The sequence below is a fragment of the Mesorhizobium sp. AR10 genome, assembly GCF_024746795.1.
Classification (GTDB): Bacteria; Pseudomonadota; Alphaproteobacteria; order Rhizobiales; family Rhizobiaceae; genus Mesorhizobium.
Window position 1 is genome coordinate 1,535,435 of the sequence record NZ_CP080524.1, and the last position, 13,871, is coordinate 1,549,305.

Here is a 13,871-nt window from a genome sequence, read left to right on the forward strand (position 1 = left end):
TGGTAAAAGCATGGCAGGTCGTTATTTCGGCACGGACGGCATTCGCGGACGCGCCAACAAGTTTCCGATGACGGCGGAGATCGCCATGAGGGTCGGCATGGCCGCCGGCCTTTCGTTCCAGCGTGGCAGCCATCGCCACCGCGTTGTGCTCGGCAAGGATACAAGACTTTCCGGCTATATGATCGAGAACGCGATGGTGTCGGGTCTGTGTGCAGCCGGCATGGACGTGTTTCTGCTCGGCCCGATCCCGACGCCCGCGGTCGCCATGCTGGTGCGTTCGCTACGCGCCGATATCGGCGTGATGATCTCGGCCTCGCACAATCCCTATTACGACAACGGCATCAAACTGTTCGGTCCCGATGGCTACAAGCTCTCCGACGAGATCGAGGAGCGCATCGAGGGAATGCTCGACAAGGATATCGAGCTGGCGCTCGCCGATTCGGATGGGCTTGGCCGCGCCAAGCGTGTCGATGGCGTGCATGACCGCTACATCGAATTCGCCAAGCGCACGCTGCCGCGGTCAATGTCGCTTTCGGGCCTCAGGATCGTTGTCGATTGCGCAAACGGTGCAGCCTACAAGGTGGCCCCCGAGGCGTTGTGGGAACTCGGCGCCGAGGTTGTCGCCATCAATGTCGAGCCCAATGGCTTCAACATCAACAAGGAATGCGGCTCGACCCATCCGGCCGGCCTGCAGAAAAAAGTTCACGAGGTGCGTGCCGACATCGGCATCGCGCTCGACGGCGACGCCGACCGCGTGGTCATCGTCGACGAGAACGGCACGATCGTCGACGGCGACCAGATCATGGCGCTGATCGCCGAGTCCTGGCATCAGAGCGGGCGGCTGGCCGGTGGCGGCGTCGTCTCCACGGTGATGTCCAATCTCGGTCTCGAACGCTTCCTCGGCGACATGAATTTGCAACTGCACCGCACCAAGGTCGGCGACCGCTACGTCGTCGAGCATATGCGTGCCCACGGGCTGAATGTCGGCGGCGAACAGTCGGGCCACATCGTGCTCTCCGATTTCTCGACCACCGGCGACGGCCTTGTCTCGGCGCTCCAGGTGCTGGCCTGCATCAAGCGACAGAACCGACCGGTCAGCGAGCTATCGAAGAAGTTCGAGCCGGTGCCGCAGCTGTTGAAGAACGTTCATATTTCCGGTGGCAAGCCGCTTGAGGAGGCGCCGGTCAAGGCGGCAATCGAAGATGCCCGCAATCGTTTGGGCAAGGCAGGGCGCCTGGTCATCCGGCCCTCCGGCACGGAACCACTCATCCGCGTCATGGCTGAAGGCGACGACCAGCAACTGGTCGAAGCCGTCGTCAACGATATCGTCGACATCATTTCGGAAACGCGCAGCGCCGCCTGATCCCAGGCGCATCACCCCGAACCCGAAAGCCCGCCTCATGGCGGGCTTTGCCTTTCCGGTCGAACGCAATCCGCACTGCAGCCAGGCAGCGTTCTCTCGCTAGAATTGTATGGATTCGTGGTTAATCGACACGGTTAAACGCCTTTTAACCTTTGCAATTCATTATCCACAACTGAGGTCAATCACATTCGGGCGGACACGACGTTCCGAGGTTCTCAGGGGTGACAAGTATGTTCAATACAGCAAGAAAGGCCCTCTTTGCCGCGCTGCTCGCGGGAATGGCCGGACCGGTATTCGCCGCCGATTTCATAGAGCCGCCCGTGGTCGAGCAGGCCCCGCCGCCGGTCGCCTACGAGCAGCCGGCCGATTTTGGTGGGTGGTACATTCGCGGCGATATCGACTATCACTGGTCGAAGTTCGGTGGCGCCGATTACACCACCTACAATGCAGCGCCGCCCCAGATTCCCGGCAGCTTCGACAGCGGGTCGCTGAAGAGCGCCTTCTCGGCCGGTGCCGGCGTCGGTTACCAGATCAACCAGTATTTCCGCACCGATCTGACCGCCGACTGGATGTCCAGCTCGGATTTCCGTGGCTCGACCAGCGGCTTCTGCGGCGCTCCGCCAGTTGCCTGTACCTCGAGCGACACCTCGTCCTATTCGGCAATGCTGCTGCTGGCCAACGCCTATATCGATATCGGCAAATGGCACGGCGTTACGCCCTATGTCGGCGCTGGTATCGGCGGCGCCTGGGTCAAGTGGGATACGCTGCACAACACCGATCTCGACGGCGAGTTCGAACATCGCGGCGGAAAGAACTGGCGCTTTGCCTACGCTCTCATGGCCGGCGCGTCCTACTGCCTGACCGATCGGGTCAAGCTCGATCTCGGCTATCGCTACAGCCACATCAACGGCGGCAAGATGTTCGAGTATGCCTCGGACAGCAACGTCGGTCCGGGCTATGACAAAGGCATCGACGTCCATGAAGTGCGCGGCGGCCTGCGCTACCAGTTCGGCAGATCGGACTGTGCCCCCGCTCCGGAGCCCTATGTGCCCGAGCCGGAACCGGTCTACACGAAGTAGCACTTCGAAATCCTGGAGTTCGCGAACCGCCCGGCTCTTGCCGGGCGGTTTTCGTTTGAGCGGTCTATTTTCCAATCCGCAGGCGGAAACCTATCGAAATCAATTCGGTAACTTCCCGTTATCCTTAACCGGCACTTAACCACTATGGTTAACAATGCTCTGAAACGGCGCTTGCGATTGATGGCGCCAATTTCGGGAGCCGGGGACCATGACAGTCAAAATGCGTATAGCACTGGCGCTTGCCGCAATCGTCCTTATGCCACTGACGCCCGTGCTGGCGGCCGACTACGATCCGCCGATCTATGTCGACCAGGCGCCGGACTATGTGCCGGTCGAAGTCGGCTCGGGGTGGTATTTGCGCGGCGACGTCGGCTACGCGTTCAGCCATCCGTTCGAGCATGCGGAAACGGTGACCGGCCCGTTTGACAGCCTTAGCGATGAGAGCAGCCTTTTCACAGGCAGCATCGGTATGGGGTATCATATCAACGACTATCTTCGAGTCGAACTCAACGGCGGGATACTTCCAACCGACAAATTCGGCGAACATGCGAGGCTGGCAGCCACTTGCGACGGCACGACACTCGAGTCCGACATCTTCGGCAACATCAATTCCATCCCGGATTCACAGCCGTGCGATCTCTCCAACAATGCTTCCAACAAGGGTTACAGCGTCATGGCCAACGGCTATGTCGACCTCGGCACCTATGTTGGGTTCACTCCGTATGTTGGCGGTGGGGTCGGTGTCGCATACAACAAATATTACAGGAGCATCGGCGCCCGCGATTGCGTCGAAGTACCGGTCAATTCAGCCGGCACTGGAGGGTTCTTCTGTAACGACCCTGCGGGATATGAAGGTGAAACCGACACCGAGGGCCAATTCAGCCTCGCTTATTCGATCGGTGCAGGGTTTTCCTATCAGGTCACCAAGAATGTTTCCGTCGACCTGGGCTACGAGTACTTCTCGGCCCCGGGCGCCAAATTTGTCGCCTATGACGGCGGCGCCTTCAACATCCGCAAGGGTGTCGACTACCAGACGGTCAAGCTGGGGGTACGCTACGATCTCTGGTAGGTTTGCTGAAGCCAATCAGCGCGGCGGGCCTTCGGGTCCGCCGTTTGCTTTTAGCCAGGCATTTTTGCTGCAGCAGATCAAACCGCTACAGCGTCTATTGCGCATCCAAAAGGATGTGCTGCGCTGTAGTATCCTGCCAGCGACAAAAACTTTCCTCTTGACGCCTGAAGCCTGAAAGAATATCGCCGTCCGTGGGCCACCCCTCCCCAACGAGGGGCCACTATCTGGAAGGATAGACCACGATGACGACGCATACGAAGCCCGAATTCCGCCCGGCAAACCCCAATTTTTCCTCAGGTCCCTGCGCAAAGCGCCCCGGCTGGTCGGTCGAGGCACTGAAAGATGCTGCGCTTGGGCGCTCCCACCGCGCCAAGATCGGCAAGACCAAGCTCGAACAGGCGATCGAGCTGACGCGGGAGATTCTCCAGGTTCCGCCAGATTACCGCATCGGCATCGTGCCAGCGTCGGACACCGGCGCGGTCGAAATGGCGCTGTGGTCGCTGCTCGGTGCCCGCGGCGTCGACATGGTCGCATGGGAGAGTTTTGGCTCCGGCTGGGTCGCCGACGTGGTCAAGCAGTTGAAGCTCGCCGACGTGCGCAGGATCGAGGCCGACTACGGCGAACTGCCCGACCTGACGAAAATCGATTTCGACCGCGACGTGGTCTTCACCTGGAACGGCACCACTTCGGGTGTGCGCGTGCCGAATGGCGATTTCATCCCGGCCGGGCGCAAGGGACTGACCATCTGCGACGCAACGTCGGCGGCCTTCGCGCAAAAGCTCGATTTCGAAAAACTCGATGTCGTCACCTTCTCCTGGCAGAAGGTGCTGGGCGGCGAGGGCGCGCATGGTATGCTGATCCTCAGCCCACGCGCTGTCGAACGGCTGGAAACCTATAAGCCGGCCTGGCCGCTGCCGAAAATCTTCCGGCTGACCTCGGGCGGCAAGCTGATCGAGGGCATCTTTAGGGGTGAGACCATCAACACGCCGTCGATGCTGTGCGTCGAGGACTATCTCGATGCGCTTGCCTGGGCGGAGTCGATCGGCGGCCTCGAGGCGCTGGTCGCCCGCGCCGACGGCAATGCCGCCGTTCTCGACGGTTTTGTCCGCAAATCCTCGTGGCTCGGCCATCTCGCCGTCGAACCGGCGACGCGATCGAACACCTCGGTCTGCCTTTCCTTCACCGACCCGGCTGTCGCAGCGCTCGATGCCGAGGGGCAGGCGGCGTTCGCCAAGGGTCTGGTCTCGGCGCTCGATAAGGAAGGCGTCGCCTATGACATCGGTGCCTATCGCGACGCGCCGCCCGGCCTGCGCATCTGGTGCGGCGCGACGGTCGAGACCGCCGACCTCGAAGCGCTGCTGCCCTGGCTCGACTGGGCGTTTGCGACGCAGAAGGCGTCGCTCAAGGCTGCGGCTTAGTCCCTCCCCCTTGAGGGGAGGGTGGCCCGAAGGGCCGGGTGGGGTCCTCTCCACTTGGCTCAAAGTCCCACCGAAAGAAGATTGGCCGTGTCCGGCCGCACCGACCCCACCCCGGCGCTTCGCGCCGACCTTCCCTCAAGGGGGAGGGACGTTAATCGCAAAGGATCACGCCAATGCCCCGCGTTCTCGTCTCAGACAAGCTTTCCCCCACCGCCGTGCAGATATTCAAGGATCGTGGCGTCGAGGTCGACTATTTGCCCGATCTCGGCAAGGACAAGGAGAAGCTGCTCGAAGTCATCGGCCAGTATGACGGCCTCGCCATCCGCTCGGCGACCAAGGTCACCGAAAAGCTGATCAACGCCGCCACCAATCTGAAGGTCGTCGGCCGCGCCGGCATCGGCGTCGACAATGTCGATATCCCGGCGGCGAGCCGCAAGGGTATCATCGTCATGAACACGCCGTTCGGCAATTCGATCACCACCGCCGAGCATGCGGTGGCCATGATCTTCGCGCTGGCCCGCCAGATTCCAGAAGCCAATGCCTCGACCCATGCCGGCAAGTGGGAAAAGAACCGCTTCATGGGTATCGAGATCACCGGCAAGACGCTTGGCATCATCGGCTGCGGCAATATCGGCTCGATCGTCGCCACGCGCGGCGTCGGGCTGAAGATGCATGTTGTCGCTTTCGACCCGTTCCTATCGGACAGCCGCGCCGAGGAACTCGGCGTCGACAAGGTCGAACTCGACGAGCTGTTCGCCCGTGCCGACTTCATCACTCTGCACACGCCGCTGACCGACAAGACGCGCAACATCATCGACGCCGCGGCAATCGCCAAGATGAAGACCGGCGTGCGCATCATCAACTGTGCGCGCGGCGGGCTGGTCGTCGAGGCCGACCTGATCGCGGCGCTGAAGAGCGGCAAGGTTGCAGGCGCCGGCATTGATGTGTTCGAAGTCGAGCCGGCGGACAAGAATGAACTGTTCGGCATGGAAAACGTCGTCGCCACACCGCATCTCGGCGCTTCGACCACCGAGGCGCAAGAAAATGTCGCGCTGCAGGTCGCCGAGCAGATGGCCGACTATCTGATCAAGGGCGCCGTTTCCAACGCAATCAACATGCCGTCGATCACCGCCGAGGAAGCGCCGCGGCTAAAACCTTTCGTCAAGCTGGCCGAAGTGCTCGGCGCCTTTGTCGGCCAGGTCACCGAAGACCCGATCAAGGAGGTCGAGATCCTGTTCGACGGCTCGACCGCGACAATGAACACGCGCGCGCTGATCAGCGCCACCCTCGCCGGGCTGATCCGGCCGCAGGTCTCCGACGTCAACATGGTATCGGCGCCGATCATGGTGAAGGAGCGCGGCATCATCGTCGCCGAGGTCAAGCGCGACAAGTCGGGTGTGTTCGACGGTTACATCAAGCTGACGGTCAAGACCGAGCACAAGACCCGCTCGATCGCAGGCACATGCTTCTCCGATGGCAAGCCGCGTTTCATCCAGATCAAGGGCATCAATCTCGACGCCGAGGTCGGCCAGCATATGCTCTACACGACCAATGCCGACGCGCCGGGCATCATCGGCCTGCTCGGCACGGTCTGCGGCGAGAACGGCGTCAACATCGCCAACTTCCAACTCGGCCGCAACCGGCCTGGCGGCGACGCGATCGCGCTGCTCTATCTCGATGCGCCGTTCCCGGAAAAGGTGCTGGAACAGGTGCGGGCGCACAAGTCGATCGATTCGGCCAAGAGGCTGCAGTTCGACGTCGGCGGGATCTGAGCCAGGCCTACAAAAACCGACCCCACCTTTCGCTAACGCGGGACCTAAGGATTGAATGGCGCGGCCTGGTCCGCGCCTTTCTGTTTTTCGGGGCTTATGTTCCCGCTGTTTGACGGCCTCGCCGCCTTGCGCCCGCTGTATTCGGCCAGCCCGATCCCGCCCAGCACCAGCACGAGCGCCAGTGCCTGATAGAGCTGGAACTTCTCACCGACGAGCACCACCGACAGCAGCGTGCCGAAGATCGGCACAAGATTGATGAACAGGCCAGCCCGGTTGGCGCCTATCAGCTCGTTGCCTCTGATATAGAAGATTTGCGAGACGATCGAGACGCCGACGGCGGTATAGATCGCGACCGCCCAGCCGCGTCCGTCGGGAAGGGTGACCTTGCCTGCGGCCATTTCCCAGAGGAAAAAGGGTACCGATGTGACGAGTGCCGCAATCGACAGCGTCAGCATCAGGCTCTGCCAGCGGATGGCCGGCTTCAGCCGCAACCCCACCGAATAGAAGCTATAACAAAGCACCGCCACCAGCATGATGGCATCGCCGAAGTTGAGATCCAGCTTCAGAAGCTGGCGCAGATCGCCATGGCTGGCGGTGAGGACGACGCCGACGATCGTCAGTACGACACCGACGATCTGCACCCGGTTCACACGCAGGCGAAACAGCACGAAATTGGCGACGATGATGACGATTGGTATCGCCGCCTGCTCGATCGAGACGTTGATGGCGGTGGTGTAGTTGAGCGCCACGTAGAAGATCACGTTGAAGACGGTGAAGCCGCAGGCGCCGAGCCCGCCAAGCAGCATCCAGTGCCGGCGCACCACCGGCCAGTCTTCGCGCAGCGTTCGCCAGCCGATCGGCAGCATGATCAAAACCGCCAGAACCCAGCGCAGGAAGACCAGCGTCATCGGCGAAATGTGATCGACCGCCAGCTTGCCGGCGACCGAGTTGCCGCCCCACAGCAAGGTGGTCACCAGCAGGAATATGTAAGCGCTTCGATGCATGGCGAAATTCCGACCGGGCAGAGATTGCGTCGTGGTTCATTGCCGGCCTATTGCGGCGGCTCGGCCAAGTAAATGATGTCAAAGCTGAAAATTGTTGTGCCTCAAGGCGTTTTCGGCGGCAAAGAATGGTCGCACTCGCCGGGTCTTGACGTTATAGAGGCCTGTCGTTTCGAACCGTCTTCAAGCCGCCACGGCGGCGTTCAAGGGAATAGAAATATGGCCAATGTGGTGGTCGTCGGCTCGCAATGGGGCGACGAGGGCAAGGGCAAGATCGTCGACTGGCTGTCGGAACGCGCCGACGTCGTCGTGCGCTTCCAGGGCGGCCACAATGCCGGCCATACGCTGGTCGTCGATGGCAAGGTCTACAAATTGTCGCTGCTGCCGTCCGGTGTGGTGCGGCAAGGCAAGCTGTCGATCATCGGCAATGGCGTCGTCTTCGATCCGCACGCCTTCGTCGCGGAGGTGGCGAAACTGAAGGCGCAAGGCGTCGAGGTGACACCAGAGCGCCTGAAAATAGCCGAAAACACCGCGCTTATCCTGTCGCTGCACCGGGAGCTGGATGGATTCCGCGAGGACGCCGCCTCCAATTCCGGGACGAAGATTGGCACGACCCGTCGCGGCATCGGCCCCGCCTATGAAGACAAGGTGGGCCGGCGCGCGGTCAGGGTGATGGATTTGGCGGATTTGGAAACGCTGCCCTTGAAGGTTGACAGGCTGCTGACGCACCACAATGCGCTGCGTCGCGGGCTTGGTCATGCGGAGGTGGCACATGCGACGATCATGCATGAGCTGACCTCGGTCGCCGATGAGATTCTGCCCTATATGGACCGCGTCTGGAAAATCCTTGACGACAAGCGCCGCGCCGGTGAGCGCATCCTGTTCGAGGGTGCGCAAGGCACGTTGCTCGACATCGACCACGGCACCTATCCGTTCGTCACCTCGTCCAACACCGTCGCCGGTCAGGCGGCGCCCGGTTCCGGTGTCGGCCCTGGTGCCATCAGCTATGTGCTCGGCATCACCAAGGCCTATACGACGCGCGTCGGCGAAGGTCCGTTCCCGACCGAGCAGGACAACGAGGTCGGCGAGTTCCTCGGCACGCGCGGCCACGAATTCGGCACCGTCACCGGCAGAAAGCGGCGCTGCGGCTGGTTCGATGCGGTGCTGGTGCGCCAGGCCGTCGCCGTAAACGGCATCAACGGCATCGCGCTGACCAAGCTCGACGTGCTCGATGGCCTCGACGAGATCAGGGTCTGCACCGGCTACCGCCTCGACGGCGAAGCGATCGATTATCTGCCGGCCAGCCAGGGTGCGCAGGCACGGGTCGAGCCGGTCTACGAGACGCTGGAGGGGTGGAAAGGCACCACCGCCGGCGCCAGAAGCTGGAACGATCTGCCGGCCCAGGCCGTCAAATATGTCCGTTACATTGAGGAGCTGATCGGCGCGCCGGTCGCGCTCCTGTCCACGAGCCCGGAACGGGACGACACGATACTTGTGACCGATCCGTTTCAAGACTAGTTTCTCAGCCTTTCCGGGCACCACGGCTGATTTGCGGGGGCCGGCCCAGAAACAAAATGCAGGTCAACTGAAGCATGGCAGATTTTGTCGCTGTTCTGAAAAAGACGATCGACGGTCTCGGCGAAACGACGCCTGAGGTGCGCGCCAGAGTCTATGACAAGGCCCGCTCGACGATCGCGGGCAAGCTCGCTGCCATCACGCCGCCGCCGCCGCCATCGGTCGCCGACCGCCAGAAGCGCGCGCTGGAAGACGCCATCTTAAGCGTTGAGCGGGACTACGCCAAAAGCGTGCCGGCATCCGATCCGCTTGCGGAACTGGAACACATCTTCTCCTCAATTGACCGCAACAAGAACCAGTCCAGCCACACCAAGCCGCCGGTGAAAACCGAGCCGGCATTGCAGCCGGCTCCTGCTGCCAAGGCCGAACCGAACTGGCAAAAAGCGTCGCAAGCGCCGTCGCCTTTCGACCCTGCCGACAACCGTCTTCCGGACTTCGACGCAGCGCGGAACGACAAGGGCGATGTCTTTGCCAATGACGGCGATCCGGGTGCCGATACTTTCCAGCGCCTGCGCCCGGCCGAGCGCAAACGCAGCTATGGCGGGCTGATTGCCGCCGTTGGGGCGTTGCTGGTGGTTGCCGGCGGCGGCTACGGCATCTGGCTGAACAAGGATGCGTTCAGTGCGATGTTCGGTCTCGGCGGAGACAAAGTCGCCACCACCGAACCATTGGTGAAACCGGCCCCGGCCAAACCGGCGGCCGATGCCGCGGCACCGGCCGCGGCAGTCACCGCCGAGGGAACGAAATTCACCCAGCGCCTGACGCCTGAGGGTGGCGAGGTCGATCCCGGTCCCGCGGCCGGGCAAAGCGGTATTGGCGAGGGCGAATCCGTCGCCGCGCTGACCACGCCGCCGCCGGCCGCTCCTGCGCCAGCCACGCCGGCTGCGCCTGCCGGGGATGCTGCGGCCACGACTGCTGTACCGGGCACCGCGCCTGTAACGCCGCCCGCTGACACGGCTGCGCCCGCCACACCGGGTGCCGCACCTGCAACGCCACCTGCCGAGGGCGCCGCACCGGCTGCGCCGGCCGACGCTGCAGCGCCGGCCGCTGGCGCTGCACCGGCCGCGCCAACGGCAGCACCTGCCGAAACGACGCTGCCGGTCGGCCAGAAGGCGATCTTCTACGAAGAGCGCACCAGTACCGCTCAAGGCTCGGCCGAACCCGGCAGTATCGTCTGGTCGCTGGTGCAGGAATCGCCTGGCGGCGATCTACCGCCGGAGCCGGCGATCCGCGCCGAAGCGACCATTCCCGGCAAGGACATCCAGTTGCGCATGACCATCCGCCGCAACACCGACCAGACCTTGCCGGCCAGCCATATCATCGAGATGATCTTCCTGACGCCCGAGGGCTTCGACGGCGGCGGTGTCGACAACATCCTGCGCGTCGCCATGAAGAGCTCGGAACAGGATGCCGGCAGCCCGCTGATCGGCATTCCGGCCAAGATCGCCGATGGCTTTTTTCTGGTCGCGCTCAACGACACCAAGGCGGATGAAGACGCCAATCTGACCCTGCTCAGGGGGCAGGATTGGATCGACGTGCCGGTCGTCTACAAGACGGGACGGCGGGCGTTGCTGACCATGGAAAAAGGCATTCCCGGCGAGAAGGTGTTCGACGAGGCGCTGAAAGCCTGGCAGGCGAAGACGGCGGGCTGAGGCAGGCTCGGCCCGAAGGTCCCGACAGCTCAGAAGCCTGGAACAGCATGTCGAGTGCTGATCGCGGCGTTCGCGCAGCCTGCTGGGCGACATGGGCGAAATTGCCGTCAGGTGCTATACTCGCGGAAACGGCCGGTCGAAATCGGGCACGGCGATGACCAGTGCGACGATCAATCTTCGTGAGCTGGGCGAAACCGTTCTCCTGACGGATGGCGGCCTCGAAACGTCGCTTGTTTTCCTTGATGGGCTCGATCTGCCGTTCTTTGCCGCTTTTCCCCTGCTTGCAACGGAGGAAGGCAAAGAGAGGCTCGGCCGCTATTTTCGCCAGTACCTGGATATCGCCGAACAGCGCGGCGTCGGCTTCGTGCTTGACACGCCGACATGGCGCGCCAATCCCGACTGGGGCGGGAAGCTCGGCTACTCGGATAAGGCGCTGTCGGCCGCAAACCGGCACGCTGTCTCGTGGGCACGGGCGCTCGGTGCGCCCTACGCGGCGCGCGGGATGGTCGTCCTTGTGGATGGGGTGGTCGGGCCGCGCGGGGATGGCTACCGGGTCGATGCGATCATGACGACGGCCGAAGCTGAAAACTACCACATCAACCAGATCAAGGCGTTCCGCGATGCCGGCGCCGATATGGTCAGCGCTATCACCATGACCTATTCGCACGAGGCGGCCGGGATAGCCTGCGCCGCCATGGCATCGGGCCTTCAGTCGGTGATTTCCTTCACCGTCGAGACGAATGGACTCCTGCCTTCCGGCGAGAGCCTGAAAGATGCCATCGAAACCGTTGACGACGAAACCGACGGCGCACCGGCCTATTTCATGATCAACTGCGCGCATCCCAGCCATTTCGACGCCGTCCTTGCCAGCGGCGGAGGCTGGGTGGGCCGCATTCGCGGCGTGCGCGCCAACGCGTCCGCCAAGAGCCATGCCGAGCTTGACGCGGCGACCGAGCTCGATCCGGGCGATCCGGTCGACCTCGGCCGGCGCTATCGCGCGATGCGCGACCGTTTCGGCCACATCGGCGTGCTCGGCGGCTGCTGCGGTACGGATGCAAGGCACATTGCCGCGATCTGCGATGCCTGCCTGTGACAGGTGGCTATTCAGAGAAGTTAGAACTTACCCTTCCATCTCCTCGCGCAGCATCTCCAGTTCCAGCCATTCCTCTTCGAGGGTGGCCAGAGTGGCGCGCTCCTTGTCGAGCGCGGCGATGGTCTTCTGGAACGAGGCGGGATCGCGCTCGTAGTAGGCGGGGTCGGCGATGTTGTTCTCCAATCGCGAGATCGAAGCGGTCACCGCTTCGATCTTCTTCGGCAGCGATTCCAATGCAAATTTCTGCTTGAACGACAGCTTTTTCGCCGGGCCCTTCGGCGCAGCCGTTTCGATCTTGCTTGGTGCCACCGTTTCGCCGGTCTCGGCCTTCGCCCGCGCCTTGCGGTCGTCGAGCCTGGTGCCGCCGCGCTGTGCCAGCATGTCGGAATAACCACCGGCATATTCGATCCAGCGGCCATCGCCGTCCGGCGCGATCAGGCTGGTGACGGTGCGGTCGAGGAAATCGCGGTCATGGCTGACCAGAATAGCGGTGCCGGCGAAACCGGCGACCAGTTCCTGCAGCAGTTCAAGCGTCTCCATGTCGAGATCATTGGTCGGCTCATCGAGCACCAGCAGATTTGCCGGCCGTGCCAGCACGCGGGCCAGCAGCAGGCGGGCCCGCTCGCCGCCCGAAAGCTCGCGCACCGGCGTGCGCGCCTGTTCCGGCTTGAACAGGAAATCCTTCATGTAGGAGACGACGTGGCGCTGCTCGCCATTGATGACGAGGTTCTCGCCGCGCCCGTCGGTGAGATACTGCGCCAGCGTCTCCTGCGGGTCGACGGCTTCGCGCTTCTGGTCGAGCGTGGCGATCTCCAGATTGGTGCCGAGCCGCACCGAACCGACGTCCGGCTTCATCTCGCCGGTCAGCATCTTCAACAGCGTCGTCTTGCCGGCGCCGTTCGGCCCGACCAGGCCGACGCGGTCGCCGCGCTGGATGCGGGTCGAGAATGCCCTGACCACGGTGAGGTCGCCAAAGCTCTTCTCGATGTTCCTGGCCTCGATCACCAGCTTGCCGGATTCGGCGGCGTCGCTGGCCACCATGGTTGCAGCACCTTCGGCGCCGCGATGGCCACGAAAACGCTGGCGCATGGTCTGTAGTTCGCCGAGCCGGCGCATATTGCGCTTGCGCCTCGCCGTCACGCCATAGCGCAGCCAGTGCTCCTCGCGCACGATCTGGCGGCCGAGCTTGTGCTGCTCGCGCTCTTCTTCCTCCAGCACCGTGTCGCGCCATTCCTCGAAATGAGCAAAACCCTTGTCCAGTCTGCGGGTCTGGCCGCGGTCGAGCCAGATGGTGGCGCGCGACACACGCTCGAGGAAACGGCGGTCGTGCGAGATGACGACCAGCGCCGAAGAGGTGCGGGCAAGCTCCTCTTCCAGCCATTCGATCACCGACAGATCGAGATGGTTGGTCGGCTCATCGAGGAGAAGGATATCGGGCTCCGGAGCCATGACGCGGGCAAGGGCGGCGCGCCGAGCCTCGCCGCCGGAGAGATCGTTCGGCCGTTCCTCGCCGGACAGGCCGAGGTGCTCCATCAGATAGGTGGCGCGGTAGGGATCGTCGGCGGGTCCGAGCCCGGCCTCGATATAGGCGCGGACGCTGGTGAAATCGTCCATGTCGGGCACTTGCGGCAGGTAGCGCACGGTCGCCGAAGGCTGGCGGAACAGCTCGCCGTCCTGCGGCTCGATCAACCCGGCGGCGATCTTCAGCAGCGTCGACTTGCCCGAGCCGTTGCGGCCGACCAAGGCGATCTTGTCGCCTGCCGAAGCGGTCAAGGCAGCGCCGTCGAGCAGTGGGGTGCCGCCGAAGGTCAGTTTTATCCCGTCAAGATTGAGAAGTGGCGGCGCCATG

The 13,871-nt window shown here is 63.0% G+C and carries 10 protein-coding genes; 8 read left to right on the forward strand and 2 right to left on the reverse strand.

Features of this window, described 5'->3' with window-relative positions; genetic code table 11:
* Positions 1 to 10: 10 nt before the first annotated feature.
* The 5 genes from glmM to serA all read left to right on the forward strand — a co-directional run bounded on the left by glmM (position 11) and on the right by serA (position 6,701).
* Positions 11 to 1,363, forward strand: coding sequence for a phosphoglucosamine mutase (gene glmM, locus LHFGNBLO_RS10960; RefSeq protein ID WP_258606719.1), 1,353 nt, complete (start codon positions 11 to 13; stop codon positions 1,361 to 1,363).
* Positions 1,364 to 1,593: 230 nt separating this feature from the next.
* The gene (locus LHFGNBLO_RS10965; RefSeq protein ID WP_258606721.1) at positions 1,594 to 2,442 is read left to right on the forward strand and encodes an outer membrane protein; all 849 of its coding nucleotides are present in this window, start codon (positions 1,594 to 1,596) and stop codon (positions 2,440 to 2,442) included.
* Between the two features lie 208 nt (positions 2,443 to 2,650).
* Positions 2,651 to 3,511, forward strand: coding sequence for an outer membrane protein (locus LHFGNBLO_RS10970; RefSeq protein ID WP_258606723.1), 861 nt, complete (start codon positions 2,651 to 2,653; stop codon positions 3,509 to 3,511).
* A 242-nt stretch (positions 3,512 to 3,753) separates the two neighbouring features.
* A complete protein-coding gene (locus LHFGNBLO_RS10975; RefSeq protein ID WP_258606725.1) occupies positions 3,754 to 4,929 on the forward strand; it encodes a phosphoserine transaminase in 1,176 nt (391 codons plus the stop codon).
* A gap of 173 nt (positions 4,930 to 5,102) precedes the next feature.
* Complete coding sequence (gene serA, locus LHFGNBLO_RS10980) at positions 5,103 to 6,701, forward strand: phosphoglycerate dehydrogenase (RefSeq protein ID WP_258606727.1); 1,599 nt, start codon at positions 5,103 to 5,105, stop codon at positions 6,699 to 6,701.
* 44 nt (positions 6,702 to 6,745) lie between these two features.
* Here the strand turns inward: serA and LHFGNBLO_RS10985 are convergent, their stop codons facing one another.
* Positions 6,746 to 7,705 carry a DMT family transporter gene (locus tag LHFGNBLO_RS10985; protein ID WP_258606729.1) on the reverse strand — a complete coding sequence of 320 codons (960 nt, stop codon included), beginning with the start codon at positions 7,703 to 7,705 and terminating at the stop codon, positions 6,746 to 6,748.
* A gap of 216 nt (positions 7,706 to 7,921) precedes the next feature.
* On the opposite strand from LHFGNBLO_RS10985, the gene LHFGNBLO_RS10990 reads away from it, so the two are divergent.
* From LHFGNBLO_RS10990 to LHFGNBLO_RS11000, 3 genes are all read left to right on the forward strand, one after another.
* Complete coding sequence (locus LHFGNBLO_RS10990; protein ID WP_258606731.1) at positions 7,922 to 9,220, forward strand: adenylosuccinate synthase; 1,299 nt, start codon at positions 7,922 to 7,924, stop codon at positions 9,218 to 9,220.
* Between the two features lie 74 nt (positions 9,221 to 9,294).
* Complete coding sequence (locus LHFGNBLO_RS10995; RefSeq protein WP_258606733.1) at positions 9,295 to 10,929, forward strand: hypothetical protein; 1,635 nt, start codon at positions 9,295 to 9,297, stop codon at positions 10,927 to 10,929.
* Positions 10,930 to 11,083: 154 nt separating this feature from the next.
* Complete coding sequence (locus LHFGNBLO_RS11000; RefSeq protein ID WP_258606743.1) at positions 11,084 to 12,022, forward strand: homocysteine S-methyltransferase family protein; 939 nt, start codon at positions 11,084 to 11,086, stop codon at positions 12,020 to 12,022.
* A 27-nt stretch (positions 12,023 to 12,049) separates the two neighbouring features.
* Here the strand turns inward: LHFGNBLO_RS11000 and LHFGNBLO_RS11005 are convergent, their stop codons facing one another.
* On the reverse strand, positions 12,050 to 13,870 hold the full coding sequence (locus tag LHFGNBLO_RS11005; RefSeq protein WP_258606744.1) for an ABC-F family ATP-binding cassette domain-containing protein: 1,821 nt from the start codon (positions 13,868 to 13,870) through the stop codon (positions 12,050 to 12,052).
* Position 13,871: the final 1 nt, after the last annotated feature.

Coding starts and splice junctions, on each gene's coding strand:
- glmM (WP_258606719.1), top strand. CDS start 11: ATGGCAGGTCGTTATTTCGGCACGGACGGCATTCGCGGACGCGCCAAC.
- LHFGNBLO_RS10965 (WP_258606721.1), top strand. CDS start 1,594: ATGTTCAATACAGCAAGAAAGGCCCTCTTTGCCGCGCTGCTCGCGGGA.
- LHFGNBLO_RS10970 (WP_258606723.1), top strand. CDS start 2,651: ATGACAGTCAAAATGCGTATAGCACTGGCGCTTGCCGCAATCGTCCTT.
- LHFGNBLO_RS10975 (WP_258606725.1), top strand. CDS start 3,754: ATGACGACGCATACGAAGCCCGAATTCCGCCCGGCAAACCCCAATTTT.
- serA (WP_258606727.1), top strand. CDS start 5,103: ATGCCCCGCGTTCTCGTCTCAGACAAGCTTTCCCCCACCGCCGTGCAG.
- LHFGNBLO_RS10985 (WP_258606729.1), bottom strand. CDS start 7,705: ATGCATCGAAGCGCTTACATATTCCTGCTGGTGACCACCTTGCTGTGG.
- LHFGNBLO_RS10990 (WP_258606731.1), top strand. CDS start 7,922: ATGGCCAATGTGGTGGTCGTCGGCTCGCAATGGGGCGACGAGGGCAAG.
- LHFGNBLO_RS10995 (WP_258606733.1), top strand. CDS start 9,295: ATGGCAGATTTTGTCGCTGTTCTGAAAAAGACGATCGACGGTCTCGGC.
- LHFGNBLO_RS11000 (WP_258606743.1), top strand. CDS start 11,084: ATGACCAGTGCGACGATCAATCTTCGTGAGCTGGGCGAAACCGTTCTC.
- LHFGNBLO_RS11005 (WP_258606744.1), bottom strand. CDS start 13,870: ATGGCGCCGCCACTTCTCAATCTTGACGGGATAAAACTGACCTTCGGC.